This is a genomic window from Microbispora sp. CSR-4, from assembly GCF_008033685.1.
GTDB lineage: Bacteria > Actinomycetota > Actinomycetes > Streptosporangiales > Streptosporangiaceae > Microbispora.
On the sequence record NZ_VJVX01000011.1, the window covers coordinates 61,544 to 83,770 of the forward strand.

A 22,227-nucleotide genomic window follows, 5' to 3' on the forward strand; every position below is an offset into this window, starting at 1 on the left:
TACGGCGTTCGGACCTTCAGGCAGGCCCGAGGCTGCGGGTGCCCACGATCTCCGCCGACTGCAAGGAGCCCCGGGCACTCCCTGGGCATCCCCCCGGGGGTGCCTAGGGCTCCGCCTGCTCGGCACACGTCGGCAGGGTCAGCCGCAGTAACGCGCCCCTTTCACACGGCACGGCTTCGGCCGTACCGCCGTGAGCCTCGGCGACCTGCCGGACGATGGCCAGGCCCAGCCCGGAGCCAGGGTGCGCGCGGGCCGCGGGTGATCGGTAGAAGCGGTCGAAGACGAATTCGAGATCGCTGTCGGGAATCCCCGGGCCGGTGTCCGCGACCTCGAGGGTGCCCGCCTTGACGCTGATCCTGATCCGGCCGTCGGGCGGGCTCCACTTCACGGCGTTGTCGACGAGGTTCGCGACGGCGCGTTCCAGGGCGTCGGGGTCTCCGTGGACGAGAGTGGGCGCGCAGGTCAGCTCGAATCCGATCCGCGGGGCCCGGTGCGCCGCCCGGGCCGCGACCCGGTCGACGACCAGGTCGCGGGCTGTGAGCATCAGGATCGGCGTGTCGTGCCCGCCCGTGCGCAGCGCCCGGCACACCTCCAGCCCGTTCGGTTCGGGCATGAGGACGTCGAGCACCACCGCGTCCGGGCGGAACACGCCGTGCTCGGCGAGGGCGGACGCCCCATCGGCGGCGGATGACACGTCATAGCCGTCCCGGCGCAACGCATGCTCCAGGGACCGCCGCACAGCCGGGTCGTCGTCCACCACGAGTATCCGCATGGTCGCCCATCCTCACCCTCGATGCCGCAGTTGTGTGAGACGCGGTGGCTGTCAGCCCTGGCTCAGTGACCGCTTCAGGTCGCGTAACGCGGCTTCGAGCCGGTCGGAGCCCACCCCGAGCGAGGCGGCGATGTCACCGAAATCCCTGGACGTCGGGCGGACTCTGTCCGACGCCACCAGAGCGGCCAGAGCGGCCTTGGCCTTGGCTTGATCGACACCGAGCGCCGCGGCCAAAGACGCCGCCGCGGCGTCGGTGGTGAACGGCGAGTCCTGCGAACCATCTTGGGCCTTTGGGCCCGCGCTGTCAGGCTTGCCCTGATTGTCGCCACCGGACGCGGGCTTGGCGACGATCGGTCCCAGAGCATCCCGAACCTGCGAGACCGGCAGTTCCAGGCCGGCCGCGACCGCCGCGACGAAGGCATCCGGCGTGAGGTCGGCCGAGCCGGCCGGCGTCGTCTTGGCCGCGACCAGCGCGGCGTCGAGCCGCTCGGTCGTCACCCCGACCTTCGCCGCGATCGCGGCCAGATCGGCGTCCGCATCCGCCCCGGCCCTCGCGCCTGGCTTGATCGTCGCGTCGTCGGATTTCACCGCGCCGGGTGTCGGGGCCGGACCGGCCGCCGCGGCCGTACCGCTCGCGGCCAGCGTGGTGAGCGTGATCGCGGCCACGACCAGTCGTGTGCGTTTCACCATCGTGATGCCTTTCGTCCACGAAGCGCGCCGGACGATTACCGGCGTCCTGGCGACAACGCAAACATCGCGGCCTCTGGCGTGGTTTCAGCCACCTTTAGAGGTTCCTTAGAAGGGCCGCGTTGTCCCAAGCGAGCGATCGATCGGTCATGTCGCCGACGATAACGCCGCACGGCGAACAGCCACCGGTCTGAACGAGACGGCCACGCGACGCCCGTACGCCGGCGACAGCTGATCGCTGTCCCTGCGGGGTGGGTGGTGGGGGAGCTGGTCGGGAGGGGCTGGACGAGCCCATTGGGAGGGGGCGGCCGGGCCGGGGTCATTCGCGGGGGAGTTCCGCGCTCACGATGGTCGGGCCGCCCGGCGGGCTGTCCACCTGGAACCGGCCGTCCAGCGCGGCGACCCTGCGGGCCAGCCCGGACAGGCCGCCACCGCCGGGGTCGGCGCCGCCCCGCCCGTCGTCGCGCACCCGCACGACGATCGTGTCGCCGTCCTCCACGATCTCCACCCGCACCTGCCCCGCCGCCGCATGCTTGGCGGCGTTCGTCATGGCCTCCCGCACGACGAAGTAGACCGCCGTCTCCACCTCGCCGGGCGGGCGGGCGGCGAGGCCGTACGCGACCGTGACGGGCATCCCGGCCCGCTCGGCGACGGCGGACAGGGACTCGCGCAGCCCGAGCGTGTCGAGCTCGGCCGGGTAGACCCGCCAGGCGACCTCGCGCAGCTCGCGCAGGGCCTCCTGTGCCTCCTCGTGGGCCTGATGAAGCAGGTCGTCGAGGAGCTGGGGACTCCGCCCGCGCCGGGCCCGCCCGATCAGCACGGCGAGGGCGACCAGCCGCTGCTGCACGCCGTCGTGCAGGTCGCGTTCGATCCTGCGCCGCTCCTGGCCGACCGCGCTCACGATGCCGGCGCGGGTCCTGGCCGGCTCGTCGATGCTCCATCGCCCACCCGGCGATTCCTCCGATTTCGGTGCTGTTCATGCGGATTGACGCTAGAAGCCGGGTGGTGCGGTCACCATGAGGGGCGCCGCCGGGCTTCCTACGGTGCGCCTCACATCAGGGGTGCCGAAAACCGCAGCTCCGGACGGTCATCCACAGGCTGTGGATATCGGCGTGCCGCTCGGCCGCCGGTCCTCCAGGGAGGCGGCCGGAATGCGCCGGAAGATGATGAGCATCACCTCGCCATGCAGTACGGCGTCGGCCGCTCCACCCTCCGCCGCATCGTTCACGGGCCGGGGAACGATCGGAGACGACCAACGCATCGTTCGCGCCTGCCCCGAGATCAGAGCTGCATGAGCTTGCAGACCAGGGCAGTGAGCTGGGCGCGTTCGCCGGTGGTGAGAGGGGCGAATGCTTCTTCCAGGTAGGAGGAGACGGTGCTCTCGGCCTCGGCGAGGCGTTCGCGGCCCTTGTCGGTGATGGTGACGGCGTAAGAGCGGCGATCGTCGGGGTTGCGTTCGCGGCGGACGAATCCGGACTGCTCCAGGTCGTCGCACACGTTCACCATGACGCTGCGGTCGATCCGCAGTTCCTCGCTGAGCGCCTGCTGGGAGCAAGGGCCGACGGCGTCGAGCATCTTCAGCACCAGGTGCTGGCCGACGCCGAGGCCGTGCCGGGTGGCGTGGGCGTCGGCGGCGCGGGCCAGGTACGCCGAGGCGCGGCACATCGCGATGTCCGGGCGTTCGGCCGCCAGCGTCGGGAAGTACGCCGGCCGGGCGGGCTTGGAAGGCATGGGTCTCCTGCATTGTCGACCCGTCCGAGGCTACCAGGGCCATCTGTCAGGCGATTGTTTGACAGCAGATTGTTTGTGAGAATACGGTTTCGTCTTGCTGTAGATCATCTGCTCAAAGACGGAGGGCTCTGGTGATGCGTTCCGACCGCCGGGCGGCGGCGGCCCTGATCCTGCTGTGCGCAGCGGCGTTCCTGACCGCCGGATCCTGCTCGCTGCTCGGCGTGCTCATCGCCTGCCTCGGCCTGCGAGCCGGCGTCGAACCCGCGGCCGGCGAACCGGCGACCACCGCACCGACCTCCACACGCGCATGAGGAGCATGACGATGACCCTCAACCTGACCCCCGACGAACTGCTGTCCACCACCCGGGCCGTCCGCAAGCGGCTCGACTTCGACCGGCCCGTCCCGCGCGAGCTCATCGAGGAATGCATCGACCTGGCCACCCAAGCACCCACCGGACGCAACCGGCAACGCTGGCACTTCATCGTGGTCACCGAGCCGTGCCTGCGCCGCAAGGTGGGCGACATCTTCCGCCGCGCGCTCGCCGTCGCGGAGGGCCAACCACTGAACGAACATGACCTCCGCCGCATGAACCACGCTCCGCGCTCCACCCAGGGCGTGTTCGAGGGGCTACGGCACCTGACCGACAACATCCACCGCGTCCCGGCGTTCGTCATCCCCGCCATCGAAGGACGCACCGATCACGCCTCGGCGGCAGTCCAATCCGGCACATGGGGATCCATCCTGCCCGCGACCTGGAGCTTCATGCTCGCCGCCCGCGCCCGCGGCCTCGGCACCACATGGACCACCGCCCAGGGACCCCTCGAACGCGAGCTCGCCGCCACCCTGGGCGTCCCCTACGACGAGGTCATGCTCGCCGCGTTCATCCCGCTCGCCTACACGATCGGCACCGACTTCAAACCCGCGCGCCGCATCCCACGTGACCAGGTCCTGCACTGGGAAGGATGGTGAACGCCCGGCCACCAGGCCGACCATCTGACCCGAGCCGCAAAGGCCGCGGACCCACTGCCGGTTCGCGAACGTCCGTGTCCCGCCGCGTCGGGGCCGGAGCCAGGTTCAGAGGTCGTCCTTCGGCGTCTGGGACAGCACCCGGTCGGCGGTCGCCGTGACCACCGCCGCGGCGGCCGAGATGTCCCTGACCTGCTCCGCGGGGAGGCCCCGCAGCACCTTTTCCAGCGTTTCCAGGTCGGCCTGGTAGGCCGCCGCCATCGCGGCCTGGGCCTTGGCGGTGCGCCCCGCCTGCTCCACCGCCTTGCCGAGTGCCCGGCCGGCGCGTTCGACGGCCCTGGCCGCCTCGATCGCCGCCTTCTCAAGATTTCTCGCCCACTCGGGCGGCTGGTCGTTCATCGACGTCCTCTGCGTGAGGGTGGTTCCGCGGGCACGGATCGCCCGCGGAGCGGGCTGCATCAGGGCCTTAATGCCCTCCCTGCGGCCTCTACACCCCACAGCCCATGCTTTCGCAGATCTCCGCACCAGCACCGGAGGGCCCCCGCGCAGTGCGGCGCGCGGAGGCCCCGGATCACGAACCGATGCCGGAAAAGGTCAGCCGCAGTGCTCGAAGGGGCTGTCGTAGGTGTTCGAGCCCGCCTTGCCACCCCATTTAACGCACTTGTCCGCCGCTGCCGCCCGTACCGGCCCGGCGTAGTAGCCGAAGTTGCCCGAGTCGGTCACCCGGCTCTTGCCCTGGACCTCCAGGTACGCGGTGGTCGCGGTGGGCGTGCCCAGCGAGGTCTTCTTCAACGTGACGACGCAGTTGTAGCCGTTGCCGGAGTTGTAGAGCAGATAGACGGAGCCCGCCGTGCCGAGGCCGGCCGAGTCGATCACCGAGTAACCGTCGCCGCACACCTGCTCCGGCGTGTACGGGTTCCCGGTGCCGCCGCCGCCCGTGACGTACTGCATGTACGTGGTCCAGTTCCAGTTGGGCCCGGGATCGGTGTGGTCGGTGCCGGGGACCTGGGAGTGCCCCACGATGTGCGACCGGTCGGTGGGGATGCCGTACCGCGCGGCGATGGAGCGCACGAGGGCGGCCGAGGAGCGGTACATCGCGTCGGTGAACCACGACGCGTTGTCGACGTATCCCTCGTGCTCGATGCCGACGGAGTGGTGGTTGTAGTCGGAGTTGCCCGCGTGCCAGGCCCGGTCCTTCTCCCGCACCATCTGGGTGATCGCGCCGTCGGACGACCGTACGACGTAGTGCGCGGACACCTGGGCGGCGGGGTTCTGGAACCAGGAGATCGTCCCGGCGTACGAGCCCTGGGTGACGTGGATGACGATGCGGTCGATGGAGTCGCTCGCCGGCCGGTCGGACACGGCGTAGTTGGCGCTGCTGGCGGCCACCCACGTCGCGCCGGGGTAGTCGACGGCCGCCGCGGCGAGCGTGCGGTTGTTCTCCGGCAGGCCGAGGTCGCGGGCGTTCGCGAGGGCTCCCCGGTCGGGATGCGCCGGACGGGCGGCCACCGTGATCGTCTCGCCCGCCGGCGTCCGCGCGGTGAACCCGGCCGACAGCAGGTCGTAGACGGCGTCGGCGTACAGCCGGGCGACCTCGGGCGTGCTCGCCCCGCCGTAGCGCGCGACGGCGGTGTACCAGCGGTCGGAGTCGGCGCGGGCGGCGGCGTCCAGGCCCAGGGCGTCGGCCCTGGCCCGCAGGACGGCCGCCGCGCCCGCCACGTTGGCCGTGTCGTCGGCCTTGAGCGAGGCGACCGGCGCTCCGGTGAGCTTTGCCGCCTCCTCCAGGGTGTGCAGCGTGGGGTTGCTGACCAGGTGCGCCACGCCGTAGCCGCCGCTCGCGCTCGGCCTGCCGCCGTGGCCGTCGAGGTGGGTCTCGGCGTAGGCGAGCGCGACGAGCAGGTCGCGGGGGACGCCGTGGGCCGCCGCCGCCTGCGTGAAGGCGGTGGCGAGCGGGCCCTCGGCGGCCGAGGCAGGCCCGGCCGAGGCGGGTCCGGCTGAGGCGGGTCCGGCTGAGGCAGGCCCGGCCGGGACGAGCCCGGCCAGGCACAGCAGGAGCGTCACGACGCCCGCGGCGGTCAGGGCCGCACATCGGGGCGCGCGGACGATCGGGGATGCGGTCATGGGGATCAGCCGCAGTGCTCGAAGGGGCTGTCGTAGGTGTTCGAGCCCGCCTTGCCGCCCCACTTGACGCAGGTGCCGGCGGCCGAGGCGCGCACCGGTCCGGCGTAGTAGCCGAAGTTGCCCGAGTCGGTCACCCGGCTCTTGCCCTTGACCTCCAGGTAGGCGGTGGTCGCGGTGGGCGTGCCCAGCGAGGTCTTCTTCATCGTGACGACGCAGTTGTAGCCGTTGCCGGAGTTGTAGAGCAGATAGACGGTGCCCGCCGAGCCGAGGCCGGCCGAGTCGATCACCGAGTAGCCGCTGCCGCAGACCTCCTGCGGGGTGTATGGGTTGGTCGATCCGCCGCCGCAGTTCTGCGAGGTCACGGTCTGCGCGGGGTAGCCGAAGGTGACCCCGTTGAACACCGCCTTCTGGATGTTGGCGGGGTAGGTCGTGTCGCTCGTGCGCACCTCGTAGTGCAGGTGCGGGGAGATGTTGTTGCCCGGCTTGCTGGTGTTGCCGACCTCGCCGATCTTCTGACCCTGGTTCACGTGGGCACCCTCGCCCACCGAGCGCACGCTCAGGTGGGCGTAGTAGGTGAACCAGCCGCCACCGTGGTCGATCTTGATGAGGTTGCCGAAGCCGTTCGTCGAGCCCTGGTGGGCCGAGATGACGACGGTGCCGGCCGCCGCGGCCACGACCGTGTCGCCGTAGTCGGCGTCGGCCGTGCTGCCCCGGTTGAAGTCGATCTCGTACGACTGGTGGGCGCTGCTCGCGCTGGAGTTGCCCGTCCAGGTCTGGCCACAGGGGAACGGCATCTGGAAGTTCGGGCGCGCACCCGCTGCGGAGGCCGCCGGGGCGGTGGCGGTGCCGAACGCGAGGCCCAGGACCAGCGCGAAACCCGCCGTGACAAGCGATTTGAGTCTCATGACCAAAAGAGTCGGAATCTGCCGCACAAAAAACATCAAGAGTTGGGTACAAAGACTGCGCGAGTCATGGCGAACCGGTCCTTCGAGGAGCAACACGGTCATGACAGTCGATCGGCCTATGTTCAGCGTGCTCGGTCCCCTGGAGGTCCGCCTGCCGGGCACGGCGCCACGGCTCGGCGGGCCGAAGCCCCGCATGCTCCTGGCCACCCTTCTCCTCCACGCCAACCACACCGTCGGCGGCGACGAGCTCGCCGAGGTGCTGTGGCCGGACCACCGGCCGCGCTCGGCCGCGGCCAACCTCCGCACGTACGCGAGCGCGCTGCGCGCGGAGCTCGGGCCCGCCCCGGCCCGCATCCGGGCCATCGGGTCGGGGTGCGCGATCGAGCTGCCGCCACATGAGCTCGACCTGCTGCTGTTCGAGGAGCGGGTGACCGCCGCGCGGGAGCGCCGGGCGCGGGGCCGGCCGGACGAGGCGGCCGGCCTGCTGGCACGGGCGCTGGCGCTGTGGCAGGGCGTCCCGCTGTCCGATCTGCCCGGCAGCCCGCTGTGGGACCGCAGGCTCGGACGGCTCGCGCAGGCGCGGCTGCGCGCCGCGGAAGACCTGGTCGAGCTGCTGATGGCGGCCGGAGAGTACGGCGAGGCGGCCGGGGAGCTGCGCGCCCTGCTCGCCGACCATCCTTTCCGCGAGGACCTGTGGGGCAGGCTCATGCTGGCCCTGCACTGGTCGGGACGGCAGGGTGAGGCGCTGCGCGCCTTCGGCACGATCCGCGAACACCTCGTGAGCGAGCTCGGCGTCGGGCCGGGGCCCGAGCTGCGCCGGGCGCACGCTGCAGTGCTCGCCGGGGAGCCGCCCCCACGACCACCCGCCAAGCACGGCCTCATCGTCAAGCCCATCAAGCCCGCCACCCGTTCCGGCGGCGGCGCTCACCCCGTCGTGCCGCGTCAGCTGCCGCCGGACCTGGTGGACTTCACCGGGCGGGCCGCCGAGGTCGCGGCGCTGACCCGGGCGCTCGCCCCGGGCGGGGTCGCCGTCGTCACCGGGCCGCCGGGCGTCGGCAAGACCGCGCTCGCGGTGCGCTGCGCCCACGCCGTCCGCGAGGCGTACCCGCACGGCCAGCTCTTCCTGTCGCTCGGCGGCACCGACCCGCGGGACGGCGCGGCGGGATCACCGGCGGAGCCGGGAGAGCTGCTGGCCGAGGCACTGCGTGCGCTGGACGCGGCGGAGCCGCTGCCGCCCACCGTTCACGAGCGCGCCGCGCTCTACCGCACGCTGCTCGCCGTACGGCCGATGCTGGTCGTGCTCGACGACGCGGCGGGCGCCGCGCAGGTGGGGCCGCTGCTGCCGGGCGGCGGCAGCGCCGTCGTCGTCACCGGCAGGCGCCGCATCACCGAGCTGCCCGGCGCCGCCCGTATCGACCTGGACGTCCTGCCCCAGGCGGAGGCGCTGGAGCTGCTGACGGCGATCGTCGGCGCGGAGCGGCTGGAGCGGGAGCCGGAGGAGGCCGCCGCCATCGTGCGGGCCTGTGGCCGGCTGCCGCTCGCGATCCGGGTGGCCGGGGCGCGGCTGGCCGCCCGTCCCGGCTGGTCCCCGGCCGTGCTGCGGCGGCGGCTCGACGACGAGACGGTCAGGCTGGCCGAGCTGCGCGCCGGCGATCTGGTGGTGCGGGAGTCCTTCGACCGCAGCTATCGCCTGCTGCCCGACGACGCCGCGCGCACGTTCCGGGCGCTCGGACTGCTCGGCACCCGGCCGCTGCCCGGCTGGGTGGTCGACGCGGTGCTCGACCGGCACCGCAGCGACGCCGTGACCGACGTGCTGGTCGACGCGAACCTGCTGCGCCCGGTGGGCACCGATCCCCTCGGCCAGCCCCGATATCGGCTGCCCGACCTGCTGCGCGTCGACGCCAGGGACAAGGCGAGCGAGCTGGACATGCCGGCGCTGGCGCGCGTGGTCGCGGGCTGGACGGCCGCCGCGGAACACGCCACGGCCCGCCTGCCCACCACGGTCTTCCGCCTGACCTCGCCCGCCGCCCGGCGCTGGCGGCTGCCCGACGACGCCCTGCGCCGGGTCGGCGCCCATCCGGTCTCCTGGTTCGGCGCCGAGCACGAGACCCTGGTCGAGGCCGTACGGCTGGCCGCGGAGGCGGGGCTGACCGGCGCCGCCTGGGGCCTGGCGGCGGCGCTCGTGCCGTACTTCGACCTACGCTGTCACCTCGGCGCGTGGGAGGAGACCCACCGCGTCGCCCTGGAGGCCGCCCGCGCCGCAGGAGACCGGGCGGGGGAGGCCGCCATGCTGCGCGGGCTCGGCCAGGTGGCCCTCTATCGGGACAGGTACGCCCAGGCGGCCGGCATGTTCCGCCGCTCCCGGCTGCTCTTCCGCATGCTCGGGGACGTCAGGGGCGAGGCCGTGTCGGTCTGCGGGCTGGGCGCGGTCGGCCAGTTCAGGGGCGACCACGTCGCCGCGGCCCGACACTTCCGCCGGGCCCTCGCGATGTTCGTGTCGCTCGACGACCGCTCCGGTGAGGCGTACGCGCGGCAGGCGCTCGGGCGCGGCTGCCTGAGCGCGGGCGACCTGAACGGCGCCGCCGACTGGCTCGGCGGCGCGCTGCGCATGGCGCGCGAGCTCGGGGACGCCCACCGGGAGGGCTGCGTGTCGCTCCAGATCGGCCGCCTGCACGACCTCGCGGGCGAGACCGGGCGGGCGATGCGCGCCCAGGGCCGGGCGCTGACGATCTTCGAGGGCTATGGCGACCGGCACTGCGCGGCGTACGCGATGCAGGGCCTGGGCGGGCTCCAGGCGGCCAGGGGCGACTGGCGGAACGGCTCGGCCCGGCTGGAAAGCTCGCTGGCGATCTTCCGGCAGCTCGGCGACCGGAGCGGGGAGGCGGCCACGCGGCGGCTGCTCGGCGAGCTGCACCGTTCGTCCGGGCGGCGCGCGCTCGCCCGCGGCTACCTCCACGCGGTCACGTCCCGGCGGGTGGTGGGCGACGCGGCGATATCTCGTGATTAGACCGGCATGAGCGGGGCATCAGAGGCGTCGTGGGTGGTGGATGGCTCTCCCGCTGGCCGGTGATCCGGCAGCTCAAGGGAGAGGACGGCAGAGGGCGGGCGGCGCGCTCGGCGCGTACGGACGCCCTGCGGCCCCGCGTCGAGGACGCCGAGACGGTCGCGCGGTCCGTCTGCCCCTACTGCGCGGTGGGCTGCGGCCAGCTCGTCTACGTCAAGGACGGCAGGGTCCCCCAGATCGAGGGCGCCCCCGCCTCGCCGATCTCGCGGGGGCGGCTGTGCCCGAAGGGATCGGCCAGCAAGCAGCTCGTCACCCACCCCGGCCGTCAGACGACGGTGCTCTACCGCAGGCCGTACGGCACCGAGTGGGAGCCGCTCGACCTCGAAACCGCGATGGACATGATCGCCGACCGGGTCGTGCGGACCCGGCGCGAGACCTGGCAGCAGACGCACGAGGGGCGGGAGGTCAGGAGGACTCTGGGCATCGCCAGCCTGGGCGGGGCGACGCTCGACAACGAAGAGAACTACCTGATGAAGAAGCTCTACACCGCCCTCGGCGCGATCCAGGTCGAGAACCAGGCGCGCATATGACACTCCTCCACCGTCCCCGGTCTGGGGACCAGCTTCGGGCGTGGCGGCGCGACCCAGCCTCAGCAGGACCTGGCCAACGCCGACTGCATCGTCATCCAGGGCTCCAACATGGCCGAGTGCCATCCGGTGGGCTACCAGTGGGTGATGGAGGCGCGGGCGCGCGGCGCGAAGGTCTTCCACATCGACCCGCGCTTCAGCCGTACGAGTGCGACCGTGGACAGGTATCTGCCGATCCGGGCCGGTACTGACATCGTCCTGCTCGGCGCGCTGATCAACTATGTGCTGTCGAACGGGCTCGACTTCCGCGAGTACGTCCTCGCGTACACGAACGCCGCGACGCTGGTGAACCGGGACTTCCGCGACACCGAGGACCTCGACGGCCTGTTCTCCGGCTTCGACGAGGAGACCGGCAGGTATGACCCGTCGAGCTGGGCGTACGAGGGCGACGTGCCCGAGCAGGAGGAGCCGGTCGAGGGCGACGAGCGCCACGCGGAGGCGGCGGGGTCCGACTCGTACGGCGCGCGCGGCGCGGGCGCGAGCGCGACGCCGCCCCAGGACCCGACGCTGACCGACCCGCGGTGCGTCTACCAGATCGTCAAGCGGCACTACTCCCGCTACACGCCGGAGATGGTCGAGGAGCTGTGCGGCATCCCGCCCGAGCTGTTCCACGAGCTGGCCGAGGCGATCACGGCCAACTCGGGCCGCGAGCGGACCACGGCGTGGGTCTACTCGGTGGGCTGGACGCAGCACTCGGTCGGCGTGCAGTACATCAGGGCCGCCGCGATCCTGCAGCTCCTGCTGGGCAACATGGGCCGGCCGGGCGGCGGCATCATGGCGCTGCGCGGCCACGCGAGCATCCAGGGCTCCACCGACATCCCGACCCTGTTCAACCTGCTGCCGGGCTACATCGCGATGCCGCACGCCCACCGGCACGAGGGCTTCGACCACTACCTGGAACGCGAGGGCGCCGACACCGGCTGGTGGGGCAACCGGCGGGCGTACGTCGTCAGCCTGCTCAAGGCGTGGTGGGGCGACGCGGCGACGGAGGCCAACGACTACTGCTTCGACTACCTGCCGCGCCTCACCGGCGACCACGGCCACTACGCGACCGTGATGGGCCAGATCGACGGCACGGTCAAGGGCTACTTCGTCGTGGGCGAGAACCCGGCGGTCGGCTCGGCCAACGGCAGAGCGCAGCGGCTGGGCCTGGCCAACCTCGAATGGCTGGTGGTCCGCGACCTCGTGCTGGTCGAGACCGCGACGTTCTGGAAGGACGCGCCCGAGATCGAGACGGGCGAGCTGCGCACCGAGGAGATCGGCACCGAGGTCTTCTTCATGCCCGCCGCGAGCCACGTGGAGAAGGAGGGCACGTTCACCAACACCCAGCGGCTGCTGCAGTGGCGAGAGAAGGCCCTCGACCCGCCCGGCGACTGCCGCAGCGACCTGTGGTTCTACTACCACCTCGGCAAGCGGATCAGGCAGCGGCTCGGCGACGACGACATCGACCGGCCGGTCAAGGAGCTGACCTGGGACTACCCGGAGGTCGGCGCGCAGCGCGACCCCGACGCCGCGGCCGTGCTGCGCGAGATCAACGGCCGGGCCGCCGACGGCCGCCTGCTGGCGTCGCTGCGTGAGCTGAAGCCCGACGGCTCGACGAGCTGCGGCTGCTGGATCTACTGCGGGGTGTACGCCGACGGGGTCAACATGGCGGCCCGGCGCACCCCCCACACCGAGCAGGGCCCGGTCGCGCTCGAATGGGGCTGGGCCTGGCCGGCCAACCGGCGCGTCCTCTACAACCGCGCCTCGGCCGACCCCCAGGGCCGCCCGTGGAGCGAACGCAAGAAGTACGTCTACTGGGACGGCGCCAAGTGGACCGGGCCGGACGTGCCCGATTTCGAGGAGGACAAGGCGCCCGACTACGTGCCGCCCGAGGGGGCCAAGGCCGAGCACGCGCTGGCCGGCACCGACCCGTTCATCATGCAGTCGGACGGCAGGGGCTGGCTGTACGTCCCGTCCGGCCTGTCCGACGGGCCGCTGCCCGCCCACTACGAGCCGCACGAGTCGCCCGTGCGCAACGCGCTCTACGGTCAGCAGGCCACCCCGGCCCGCCGCACCATCGACCACCCGGAGAACCCGTACAACCCGGCGCTGTCGCCCCGGTTCCCGTACGTCTACACGACGAGCAGGCTCACCGAGCACCACACGACGGGCGCCATGAGCAGGCCCCTGCCGTACCTGGCGGAGCTCCAGCCGGAGGCGTTCTGCGAGATGTCGCGGGAGATGGCCGAGGAGCTCGGCCTGGACAACGGCGACTGGGCGACGATCGTCACCGCGCGCACCGCGATCGAGCTGCGCGTGCTCGTCACCGGCCGCGTACGGCCCCTGCGGCTCAACGGGAAGGTCGTCCACCAGATCGTCATGCCGTACCACTGGGGATACAGCAGCGGCGGGGTGATCACCGGGGACGTCGTCAACGACCTGCCGTCGATCGTGCTCGACCCGAACGTCTACATCCAGGAGAGCAAGGCCGGCACCTGCGACGTCCTGCCCGGACGCCGCCCGCGCGGCCCGGCGCTGCTCGACCTGATCGAGAGGTATCGCCATGGCTGAGCGGGTGGGGTTCTTCACCGACACGTCCATCTGCATCGGATGCAAGGCCTGCGAGGTGGCCTGCAAGGAGTGGAACGACGTGCCCGACGACGGGTTCGTGTTCCGGGCCACCTCCTACGACAACACCGGCGCGCTCGGCGCGAGCACCTGGCGGCATGTCGCGTTCATCGAGCAGGACGGCCGGTGGCTGATGTCGTCCGACGTGTGCAAGCACTGCACCCACGCCGCCTGCCTCGACGTCTGCCCCACCGGCGCGTTGTTCCGCACCGAGTTCGACACCGTCGTCGTCCAGCCCGACGTCTGCAACGGCTGCGGCTACTGCGTGCCCGCCTGCCCGTACGGCGTGATCGACCGCAGGCAGGACGACGGCCGGGCCTGGAAGTGCACGCTCTGCTACGACCGCCTGCGCGGCGGCATGGAGCCCGCCTGCGCCAAGGCGTGCCCGACGAAGTCCATCCAGTTCGGGCCGCTCGACGAGCTGCGGCAGCGGGCCGAGGAACGGGTCGAACGGCTGCACGCCGAGGGCGCGACCGAGGCCCGGCTGTACGGCGCGGACCCGGACAACGGGGTGGGCGGCACGGGTGCCTTCTTCCTCTTGTTGGACGAGCCCGAGACGTACGGCCTGCCGCCCGATCCCGTGGTGACCACCCGTGACCTGCCCGCGATGTGGCGCTGGGCCGGCGGCGCCGCGCTCGCCGTGGCCGCCGGAGTGGCCGTCTCGTTCGTACGGAGAAAGCCGTGACACCGCCTGCGGAGCAGGACATGAGGCTTCGTGGGGAGCAGGACAAGACGCTTCATGCGGAGCAGGACAAGACGCTTCGTGTGGAGCAGGCCGTGACACGCGGCGCGGAGCAGGACGTGATCGTTTCTGTGGGGAGGACCTGATGCCGAGGCGGCGCGACGAGATGGTGCCGGACGCCGAGTTCCGGTCCTACTACGGCCAGCCGGTCATCAAGCAGCCCCTCTGGCACGAGCCCCACATGCCGGCGTACCTCTATCTGGGCGGGCTGTCCGGCGCGGCGGGCGTGATGGCGGCGGCCGCCCGCCTCACCGGGCGGGATCGGCTGGGGCTGGCCGCCCGCATGGCCGCCTTCGCCGGGGCGGGCGCCGGAACCGTCTTCCTCGTGGCCGAGCTGGGCAGGCCGATGCGCTTCCTCAACATGCTGCGGGTGTTCAAGCTCACCTCGCCGATGAGCGTCGGCTCGTGGACGCTGGCCGCCCACAGCGGGCTGGCCGGAGTCGCGGCGGGCTCCGCGGTGACCGGCCTGCTGCCCCTCGCGGGCGACGCCGCGTCGGTCGCGAGCGGCCTGAGCGGCGTGGCGATGGCCACCTACACGGCCGTCCTGCTGGCCGACACCGCCGTCCCCGCCTGGCACGAGGGCATGCGCGAGCTGCCGTTCCTGTTCGCCGGGAGCGCGCTCGCCTCGGCGGGCGCGGCCGTCATGCTGACCACGCCCCGGGCGCTGGCGGGGCCCGCCCGCACCGCCGCGGCGGCGGGCGCCATGGCCGAGATCGTCGCCGGCGGGCTGCTGGAGCACCGCCTCGGCCTGGTCGGCGAGCCGTACCGGACGGGCAGGGCGGGCAGGCTCATGCGGGCCTCCCGCGTGCTCACCCTCGGCGGCGGCCTGCTCGCCACGGTCGCCGGGCGGAGCCGGGCCCTCACCGCGCTGTCCGCAGTGGCGATCACGGCCGGAGCGCTGTGCACCCGGTTCGGCGTGCTGGCGGCGGGCCGGGCCTCGGCCAGGGACCCCAAGTACACCGTCGTGCCACAGCGTGACCGCCTCGACGCGGGCCGCCCCGCCTCTGTCCCCGGCCGCTGAAAATGGTTGGAGAGACGATCGGCGAGCCTGGTAGCGTGCCGGTGACCGTGACCGGCCGAGGAGGTGAGACCCATGAACGCAGGAACGACGTGGGTGCTCCCCCTTCCCGTCACGGCCGGGCGATCGACGTAGGTGTCGCCGGGAGCGCCAAGACTCTCCCGAAAGGCAACACCTGTGCACTCTCTGCGGTTCACCGCCGAGTCGTCCTCGGACGGCGTGATCGAACGTGATTTCACCGTGGGCGACGTCCCCGGAGTCCTCTGGTCGCCGGCTCCCGGCACCGGCCGCGCGCCCCTGGTCCTGATGGGCCACGGCGGCGGCAACCACAAGAAGCATCCGGCGATGGCCGGCCGCGCCCGCCTCCTCGTGACCGTCTGCGGCTTCCACGTCGCCGTCATCGACGCGCCCGGGCACGGCGACCGGCCGCGTACGGCGCACGACGAGCAGGAGATCGCCGAGCTGTTCCGGGCCAGGGCGGCGGGCGAGCCGGAAGGACCGATCGTCGTCCGCTACAACGCCCATTTGGCGGAGCTCGCCGTGCCCGAATGGCGGGCGGCACTGGACGCGCTCCAGGAGCTTCCGGAGATCGGCTCCGACGGGCCGGTCGGCTACTTCGGCATCAACATGGGCACCGCGATCGGCGTACCGCTGGTGGCGGTCGAACCCAGGATCACGGCCGCGGTCTTCGGCCAGCACTGGCCCGACGTCCTGATCGAGAAGGCGAAGCAGATCACCGTACCGATCGAGTTCGACATGCAGTGGGACGACGAGCACATCCCGCGCGAGGCCGCTCTCGCCCTGTTCGACGCCTTCGCCTCGAAGGAGAAGACGCTGCACGGCAACGCGGGCAGGCACAAGGAACTGCCCAGGTTCGAGGCCGACAGCGCGGTCCGCTTCTTCGCCCGGCACCTTCGCCGACCGGCCTGACGTACGGTCGCGGCGTCCGGGAATCCGGGCGCCGCGACCCCGGGCACCGCCCTGTCACGGCTCAGGCGGGAGCGGCTGCTGGACCCTCCATCACGCCGCGGGCGGCCAGGCCGATGAGGTGCCGGAAACGTCCCGTCGGCGAGGTGGGCCGGCGGGACGTTCGGATGGGATGGTCACCGCCTGCGGCGAGTCGTGTGTCAGTTCGGCGTGATGATCACCGGGGTGTCGTCCCCGGCGCGCACGTCGTCCATGCCCTTACCGGGCTTCTTGGGCAGGGGGCACGTGGCGTGCACCGGCTTGCCGTCGACGTAGGTCTTCTCGTCGCTCGTGCCGAACCCGCCGCCCTCGCCCTTCTTGTGCACGATGCAGATGACGCCCTTGCCGGGCAGCGGGAGCTTCTGGCAGCGAGCGCTCTGCTTGTTCTTCGGGATCTCCTTGCCGTCCACGAAGACCCTGCCGATCCTGGTCTTGACCCTTCTGATCGTGTCCCCTCTGAACGTGCCGCCCTTCTTGTGCACCATGCAGACGACGCCCTTGCCGGGCAGCGGGAGCTTCTCGCAGAGGGTCTTCAGCTCACTCTTCGAGACCTCCTTGCCGTTCACGAAGACCCTGCCGTCCTTGTCGACTTTGACGGTGGTCTTGCCCTTCTCCGCGGCCGTCGGCCCACCCTTCACGGCGCAGACGACCCCCGGCTTCGGGGCACCGGTGGAGGTCGCGGACGCGGCCGTGCTGCCGCCGATGCCGAGGCCCACCGTCATGATGACCCCCGCGAGGATCATGCTCCTCTTCCTCATTCTCTGGTCACTCCCTGGATCGGCCTGCCCGTGGGGCCGGCCGTGATCGGTTGACGGAACGCTCAGGAGTTTGGGCTCCCCTACCTGAAGCGACCCTGAAGAGGCAAAGACGATCTTCATGTTTCTCTTAGGTGCGCACCTTCACCCTGTTGAGGTGCGCCTACTTCTGGTGGAAGACGAACGCAGGCTGACCGAGCTGCTCAAAGACGGCCTGACCAAAGAGGGCTTCGCGGTCGATCTCGCTCACGACGGGCGCGAGGGCCTGTGGATGGCGACCGAGCATTCGTACGACGTGATCGTGCTGGATGTGATGCTGCCGCTGCTGCACGGCTACGGAGTCTGCGCGAAGCTGCGGGAGGCCGGAAACTGGACGCCGATCCTCATGCTGACCGCGAAGGACGGGGAGTACGACGAGGCGGAGGCGCTGGACATCGGCGCGGACGATTATCTGACCAAGCCGTTTTCGTACGTCGTATTGCTGGCGCGGCTGAGAGCACTGGCCCGGCGCAAGGTGCGGGAGCGGCCGACGACGCTGACCGTCGGGGACCTCCGGGTCGATCCGGCGGGGCTGAAGTGCAGTCGCGGGGACGTGCAGATCGCGTTGACGCCCAAGGAGTTCGCGATCCTGCACTGCCTGGCGCGGCACGCGGGCGAGGTGGTGACCAAGGCCGAGCTGCTCGCCCAGGCATGGGACTTCGCGTACGACGGCGATTCGAACGTCGTCGAGGTCTACATCAGCGCGCTGCGCCGCAAGATCGACAAACCGTTCGGACGGACGACGCTGAAGACCGTGCGGGGCGTGGGCTACCGGCTGGAGGGCTGACATGGGAGTGCGTCTGAGCACGACGCTGACGGCCACCGCGGCGGTGGCGGCGGCGCTCTGCCTGGCCTCGATCGCGCTTTTCACCGCGCTGGACTCGAGCCTGACGGCCTCCACCAAGGAGCTGGCGGCGAACGACGCCAAGAAACAGATGCAAATACTGAAGGCGGAGTCGGGGCCGGGTGGCGTGGTGGACGAAAAGGGAACGGTGCCACCGTTCGAAAAGGGAACGGCGCCACCGCTCGGAAAAGGAGTGGTGCCGCCGGGAGAGAAGGGACCGATGCCGGGCTCGGCCGCCACCGGCGAAGACGACGGCCCGCCCGACGAGGCCGTGCTCGTGGTCAGACGGACGTTCGAGACCGAGGAAGGCCCGGTCACCGTCACCGGAAGAGCCTCCAGGGCACCCGCCCTGGCGGCGATGACCACGCTCAGGAACCTGCTGATCTGGGGGGTGCCGGCGCTCCTCGCGGTGGTCGCGCTGTTCACCTGGATGGCGGTCGGCCGAGTGCTCCGCCCGGTCTCGGCGATCAGGTCGAAGGTCGCCGACATCACCGCGAACGGCCTGCACGAACGCGTGCCGGAGCCGGACACCCGGGACGAGATCGCGGCACTGGCCCGCACCGTCAACGCGACCCTCGACCGGCTGCAGACCTCCGTCGACGCGCAGCGGCAGTTCGTCGCCGACGCCGCACACGAACTGCGCAGCCCACTGGCGATCCTGCGAACCCGGCTGGAGCTGGCCCGGCCCGCCGAAAAGGCGCTGGCGACCGCGGCACTGGACGATGTCGCACGCCTCCAGTCCCTTGCCGCCGACCTCCTCCTGCTGGCCCGGCTCGACGCGGGCGAACCCCTGTCGCGGGCCGAGGAACTCGACCTGGCCCAGGTGGTCGCCGAGGAGGCCGTCCGCAAACGCCCTCGTCCGGACGTCCACGTGCACCTTGACCTCACCCCTGACCTGCTCCTCGACGGCTCCGCCGATCAACTCCGCCGTCTTGTGGCGAACCTCGTCGACAACGCGGTCCGCCACGCCTCCACGTCGGTCCACGTCACCCTCACGTCGTCGGGCGACCACGCGGTCCTCGACGTCGTGGACGACGGCCCCGGCATCCCTCCGGAACACCACACCACCGTCTTCGACCGATTCACCCGCCTGGACCACGCCCGCACCCGGGACACGGGAGGCTCAGGGCTGGGGCTGCCGATCGCCAGGGATATCGCGCGGGCTCACGGGGGGACCCTCCAGGTGGTTCCGCACAGCCCGGGCGCGAGGCTACGTGCGGTCTTCCCGTTGTCCGGACGGCCTGTCGCGTACCCGCCGGGTGACCCCGCCGTGCGGGCCCGCGTGTAGGAGGCACGGACGGCCGGGCCGGTCAGCGGGTCTTGGGGAAGGCGGCGCGGGGGCCGGAGCCGTTGAGGATGAACGCGACCGCGACCAGGGGCAGGACGCTCACGGCCTGCAGCACGGCGTACCACATCGGGCAGATGCCGGGGATCAGGTCGACGCCGATGATCGCGATCGGCATCGTGACGGTGATGACGCGCATACGCTCGAAGCTGCGCCGCGAGCCCTGCGAAGCACGCGCGATCATCCGGTGGAGCATCGGGGCGATGGCGAGCAAGATGGCGGCCCTGGCCCACATGAACGGGGTGCCCGGGTGATCGGCGATCGACATCACGACGACCGTCGCGAGTGTGACGGCGCAGATCACGCCGGAGAGCGTGACGCACTTCCTCGCCAGGTCGAAGGCCTTGTGGGCGTGGGTGTTGTCGATGGTGGTCATGTCTTTTCCTCCTTGTTGTCGTGATCTCGACGCTAGGGAGGGCATGGGCGGCGCGGTATGCGTCTGGACGTACGGAGGGGTGGGGCCAGACCCACTCCCGGGCCGAGCCGATGGTGACCAGGCTCCGCGCGGTGCACAGTGGAGACACCACGCCGGATCGGCGCATTTCGGGACACATCGGGGACCGGGGTCATGGAGCACGAAGGAACAAGGATGCGACAGCCGCTGTCGTGGGCGGCGAGCGCCGCCGTGGGATTCGTGCGATCGTGCGTCGTGCTGGTCGTGAGCATGCTGGTCCCGGCCGTGTGGGCCGCCGCCGCAGGGCTGTGGATGTGGTGGTGGGGCGGCAACCCGTGGCCGGCGATAGCGCCGGTCCTGTGGGCGTCCGTCGGCACGCTCGCCCTGGCGCGCCCGGTCTGCCGGATGACCCGTTCCCTCGTGGCGAAGTGGACGGGCACCGTCATTCCGCCCGGATATCGGCAGGCCGGGCCGGTGGTGCGCATGTCGACCGGATACTGGTGGAACGGATTCTCCTACGAGCGCACCAGCCGGGACGCGCGCCGGGACCAGCGGATGCGGCTCTGGCGGAGCGATCCCGCCACCTGGCGTGACCTGCGCTTCGCACTGATCGCCCCGTTCACCATGGGGCTGGTCGCGGCCGTCCCACCGGCCGGAGTCGTGGTGGCGGTCGTCGGGTTCGCTCACCCGGCGCCCTCCATGCGCCTCATCGGGGTGCTCGGCGTGGTCGTGGCGGCCTGCGCCGCGCCGTACGCCTGGCGGCCGGTCCGCCCGGTGGCCGTCCGGTTCCTGCGGCCGTCGCCGGCGATGGCGCTGGCCGACCGGGTGGACGAGCTGACGGCCCAGCGCGCGGACACGACGGTCGCGCAGGCCGCCGAGATCCGGCGCATCGAGCGCGACCTGCACGACGGGGCGCAGGCGCGCATGGTCGCGCTCGGGATGTCCCTGGCGACCGTGGAGAAGCTGATGGAGACCGACCCCGACCGGGCCAAGGCGCTGCTGCGGGAGGCGCGAGCGGGGGCCACCGCGTCCCTGGCCGAGCTCCGCGACCTGGTCAGGGGCATCAGCCCGCCGCTGCTGACCGAGCGCGGGCTGGTCGACGCCGTACGCGCTCTCGCCCTGGACAGCCCTCTCGAAACCACCGTCAGCGTCGATCTCGGCCTGCGCCTGGACCCGCCGATCGAGTCCGCCCTCTATTTCGGCGTCGCCGAACTGCTCACCAACGCGGCCAAGCACGCCCGCGCGACCCACGCCGGGATCTCGATCGCCCGCACCGACGAGGGCATCGTCGTCGACGTGGCGGACGACGGCAGGGGCGGTGCCGGGGCACGGGCGGGGGGCGGGCTCGACGGGCTCCGCCGCCGCCTCGCGACCTTCGACGGCACCCTGGAGATCACCAGCCCGGCGGGCGGTCCGACCCACGTCAGAATGGTCGTGCCATGCGAATCGTTGTAGCCGAAGACCTCTACCTCCTGCGCGACGGGATGGTCCGCCTCCTGGAGGCGTACGGACACCAGGTGGTGGCGACGGCGACCACCGGGCCCGAGACGCTCGACATGCTGCTGACCCAGCGGCCGGACGTCGCGGTCGTCGACGTCCGCATGCCGCCGACCCAGTCGGACGAGGGCCTGCGGGCGGCTCTCGAAGCCCGTCGCCAGGTGCCGGGGCTGCCGATCCTGATCCTTTCCCAGCACGTCGAACAGCTCTACGCCCGTGAACTCCTCGCCGACGGCACGGGCGGCATCGGCTATTTCCTCAAGGAGAGCGTGTTCGACGCCGATCAGTTCGTGGACGCCCTGGAGCGGGTGGCAGGCGGCGGGACCGCCATGGACCCGGCCGTCATCGCCAAGCTGCTGTCCAGCGGGACGTCCAACCGGCGGCTCGAACGGCTCACCGAACGCGAACACGACGTGCTCGGCCTCATGGCGGAGGGGCTGTCGAACCAGGCCATCGGCCAGCGGCTCTTCCTCAGCGAGAGCGCCATCAGCAAGCACACGACGTCGATCTTCGGCAAGCTCGGCATCACCGACGACGGCAACAACAACCGCCGCGTGCTCGCCGTCCTCACCTACCTGAACAACGCCTGACGCGCTCGGCTAAGCCGGGTGGGGGCGGGCGTTGCGGAGGCGGATGCCGCTCCAGCCCAGGGAACTGGTGGTCACCGCGTCCCAGAACGGCCAGAGGTTGTCCAGCACCCTGAGCTGGATGCCGGCCTCCTCGTGCAGCCGCAGCAGGTCGCCGACGGGTTCGGGCGGCCCGAGGGGTGTGACGGGCTCGGTGGCGACCACCGCGCTCGGCACCGGCTCCCCGAACGGGACGAACTTCTCCGCCGGGAAGCGGTAGGCGTACAGGCGGACGCTCAGGAACGCCTCCAGCCAGCCGTACTCGATGGCGTGGACCCGCTCGCCGCAGCCCGGCCCGATGATCCGGTCGCGGTCGTCGCCGGTGGTCGCCGGGGTCGTCCAGGCCATGGCCCGCGGACACTGGCGGGGGAACCAGTAGTCGGGGCAGCGCTCGGCCGTCACCGCCCAGACGTACGCCTCCGGCTGCCGTGCGGTGGCGGCCACGTGCGGGACGAATCGGGTGATCTCGGGGTCCTCGGAAAAATGCAGCACCTCGCCGGGCTCAGGTCGCATGTCACCGGGTCTACCACTTCACCGCCGTTCCGGGCGGGCCAGGG

At 71.8% G+C, this 22,227-nt stretch carries 22 protein-coding genes; 12 read left to right on the forward strand and 10 right to left on the reverse strand.

Features of this window, described 5'->3' with window-relative positions; translation table 11 throughout:
- Positions 1-103: 103 nt before the first annotated feature.
- The 4 genes from FLV34_RS43240 to FLV34_RS11505 form a co-directional block, all read right to left on the reverse strand.
- A complete protein-coding gene (locus tag FLV34_RS43240) occupies positions 104-772 on the reverse strand; it encodes an ATP-binding protein (protein WP_315985180.1) in 669 nt (222 codons plus the stop codon).
- 51 nt (positions 773-823) lie between these two features.
- Complete coding sequence (locus FLV34_RS11495) at positions 824-1,462, reverse strand: hypothetical protein (RefSeq protein WP_147943049.1); 639 nt, start codon at positions 1,460-1,462, stop codon at positions 824-826.
- Between the two features lie 316 nt (positions 1,463-1,778).
- Positions 1,779-2,360, reverse strand: a complete 582-nt coding sequence (locus FLV34_RS11500; protein WP_315985181.1) for a histidine kinase — start codon at positions 2,358-2,360, stop codon at positions 1,779-1,781.
- A 380-nt stretch (positions 2,361-2,740) separates the two neighbouring features.
- Positions 2,741-3,190, reverse strand: a complete 450-nt coding sequence (locus tag FLV34_RS11505; RefSeq protein WP_142649405.1) for a MarR family winged helix-turn-helix transcriptional regulator — start codon at positions 3,188-3,190, stop codon at positions 2,741-2,743.
- A 131-nt stretch (positions 3,191-3,321) separates the two neighbouring features.
- Here FLV34_RS11505 and FLV34_RS11510 point away from each other — a divergent pair, with 131 nt between their 5' ends.
- Both FLV34_RS11510 and FLV34_RS11515 read left to right on the forward strand, forming a co-directional pair.
- The gene (locus FLV34_RS11510) at positions 3,322-3,501 is read left to right on the forward strand and encodes a hypothetical protein (protein WP_147943051.1); all 180 of its coding nucleotides are present in this window, start codon (positions 3,322-3,324) and stop codon (positions 3,499-3,501) included.
- An 11-nt stretch (positions 3,502-3,512) separates the two neighbouring features.
- The gene (locus tag FLV34_RS11515; RefSeq protein ID WP_142649403.1) at positions 3,513-4,160 is read left to right on the forward strand and encodes a nitroreductase family protein; all 648 of its coding nucleotides are present in this window, start codon (positions 3,513-3,515) and stop codon (positions 4,158-4,160) included.
- A gap of 105 nt (positions 4,161-4,265) precedes the next feature.
- Here FLV34_RS11515 and FLV34_RS11520 read toward each other — a convergent pair whose 3' ends face one another.
- From FLV34_RS11520 to FLV34_RS11530, 3 genes are all read right to left on the reverse strand, one after another.
- The gene (locus tag FLV34_RS11520; protein ID WP_142649402.1) at positions 4,266-4,556 is read right to left on the reverse strand and encodes a hypothetical protein; all 291 of its coding nucleotides are present in this window, start codon (positions 4,554-4,556) and stop codon (positions 4,266-4,268) included.
- A gap of 195 nt (positions 4,557-4,751) precedes the next feature.
- On the reverse strand, positions 4,752-6,278 hold the full coding sequence (locus FLV34_RS11525; protein WP_142649401.1) for a peptidoglycan recognition family protein: 1,527 nt from the start codon (positions 6,276-6,278) through the stop codon (positions 4,752-4,754).
- Between the two features lie 5 nt (positions 6,279-6,283).
- Complete coding sequence (locus tag FLV34_RS11530) at positions 6,284-7,183, reverse strand: M23 family metallopeptidase (protein WP_147943052.1); 900 nt, start codon at positions 7,181-7,183, stop codon at positions 6,284-6,286.
- 100 nt (positions 7,184-7,283) lie between these two features.
- Here FLV34_RS11530 and FLV34_RS11535 point away from each other — a divergent pair, with 100 nt between their 5' ends.
- From FLV34_RS11535 to FLV34_RS11560, 6 genes are all read left to right on the forward strand, one after another.
- Positions 7,284-10,190 carry an AfsR/SARP family transcriptional regulator gene (locus FLV34_RS11535; protein ID WP_147943053.1) on the forward strand — a complete coding sequence of 969 codons (2,907 nt, stop codon included), beginning with the start codon at positions 7,284-7,286 and terminating at the stop codon, positions 10,188-10,190.
- Between the two features lie 29 nt (positions 10,191-10,219).
- The gene (gene fdh / locus FLV34_RS11545; RefSeq protein ID WP_261985736.1) at positions 10,220-13,387 is read left to right on the forward strand and encodes a formate dehydrogenase; all 3,168 of its coding nucleotides are present in this window, start codon (positions 10,220-10,222) and stop codon (positions 13,385-13,387) included.
- Positions 13,380-14,129, forward strand: coding sequence for a 4Fe-4S dicluster domain-containing protein (locus FLV34_RS11550; RefSeq protein WP_142649397.1), 750 nt, complete (start codon positions 13,380-13,382; stop codon positions 14,127-14,129). The genes fdh and FLV34_RS11550 overlap by 8 nt, the downstream gene beginning before the upstream one ends.
- 20 nt (positions 14,130-14,149) lie before the next feature.
- Complete coding sequence (locus FLV34_RS42320) at positions 14,150-14,272, forward strand: hypothetical protein (RefSeq protein WP_261985737.1); 123 nt, start codon at positions 14,150-14,152, stop codon at positions 14,270-14,272.
- Positions 14,272-15,207: an NrfD/PsrC family molybdoenzyme membrane anchor subunit gene (gene nrfD / locus FLV34_RS11555; RefSeq protein ID WP_261985738.1), complete on the forward strand. Its 936-nt coding sequence runs from the start codon at positions 14,272-14,274 to the stop codon at positions 15,205-15,207. The genes FLV34_RS42320 and nrfD overlap by 1 nt, the downstream gene beginning before the upstream one ends.
- 174 nt (positions 15,208-15,381) lie before the next feature.
- A complete protein-coding gene (locus FLV34_RS11560) occupies positions 15,382-16,134 on the forward strand; it encodes an alpha/beta hydrolase (protein ID WP_142649396.1) in 753 nt (250 codons plus the stop codon).
- Positions 16,135-16,331: 197 nt separating this feature from the next.
- Here the strand turns inward: FLV34_RS11560 and FLV34_RS11565 are convergent, their stop codons facing one another.
- A complete protein-coding gene (locus tag FLV34_RS11565; RefSeq protein WP_147943056.1) occupies positions 16,332-16,928 on the reverse strand; it encodes a hypothetical protein in 597 nt (198 codons plus the stop codon).
- 154 nt (positions 16,929-17,082) lie between these two features.
- On the opposite strand from FLV34_RS11565, the gene FLV34_RS11570 reads away from it, so the two are divergent.
- Both FLV34_RS11570 and FLV34_RS11575 read left to right on the forward strand, forming a co-directional pair.
- Positions 17,083-17,751 (forward strand): response regulator transcription factor, encoded by a 669-nt coding sequence (locus tag FLV34_RS11570; protein WP_142649394.1) that lies wholly within the window; start codon positions 17,083-17,085, stop codon positions 17,749-17,751.
- Between the two features lies 1 nt (position 17,752).
- The gene (locus tag FLV34_RS11575) at positions 17,753-19,096 is read left to right on the forward strand and encodes a cell wall metabolism sensor histidine kinase WalK (RefSeq protein ID WP_147943057.1); all 1,344 of its coding nucleotides are present in this window, start codon (positions 17,753-17,755) and stop codon (positions 19,094-19,096) included.
- Between the two features lie 22 nt (positions 19,097-19,118).
- On the opposite strand, the gene FLV34_RS11580 is transcribed toward FLV34_RS11575, so the two are convergent.
- On the reverse strand, positions 19,119-19,529 hold the full coding sequence (locus tag FLV34_RS11580) for a hypothetical protein (protein WP_142649392.1): 411 nt from the start codon (positions 19,527-19,529) through the stop codon (positions 19,119-19,121).
- A gap of 213 nt (positions 19,530-19,742) precedes the next feature.
- Here FLV34_RS11580 and FLV34_RS11585 point away from each other — a divergent pair, with 213 nt between their 5' ends.
- Together FLV34_RS11585 and FLV34_RS11590 are read left to right on the forward strand one after the other, a co-directional pair.
- Positions 19,743-21,002, forward strand: coding sequence for a sensor histidine kinase (locus FLV34_RS11585; RefSeq protein WP_142649391.1), 1,260 nt, complete (start codon positions 19,743-19,745; stop codon positions 21,000-21,002).
- On the forward strand, positions 20,987-21,634 hold the full coding sequence (locus tag FLV34_RS11590) for a response regulator transcription factor (RefSeq protein ID WP_142649390.1): 648 nt from the start codon (positions 20,987-20,989) through the stop codon (positions 21,632-21,634). Before FLV34_RS11585 ends, FLV34_RS11590 begins: the two co-directional genes overlap by 16 nt.
- Before the next feature lie 9 nt (positions 21,635-21,643).
- Here FLV34_RS11590 and FLV34_RS11595 read toward each other — a convergent pair whose 3' ends face one another.
- Positions 21,644-22,183, reverse strand: coding sequence for a DUF6886 family protein (locus FLV34_RS11595; protein ID WP_142649389.1), 540 nt, complete (start codon positions 22,181-22,183; stop codon positions 21,644-21,646).
- Positions 22,184-22,227: the final 44 nt, after the last annotated feature.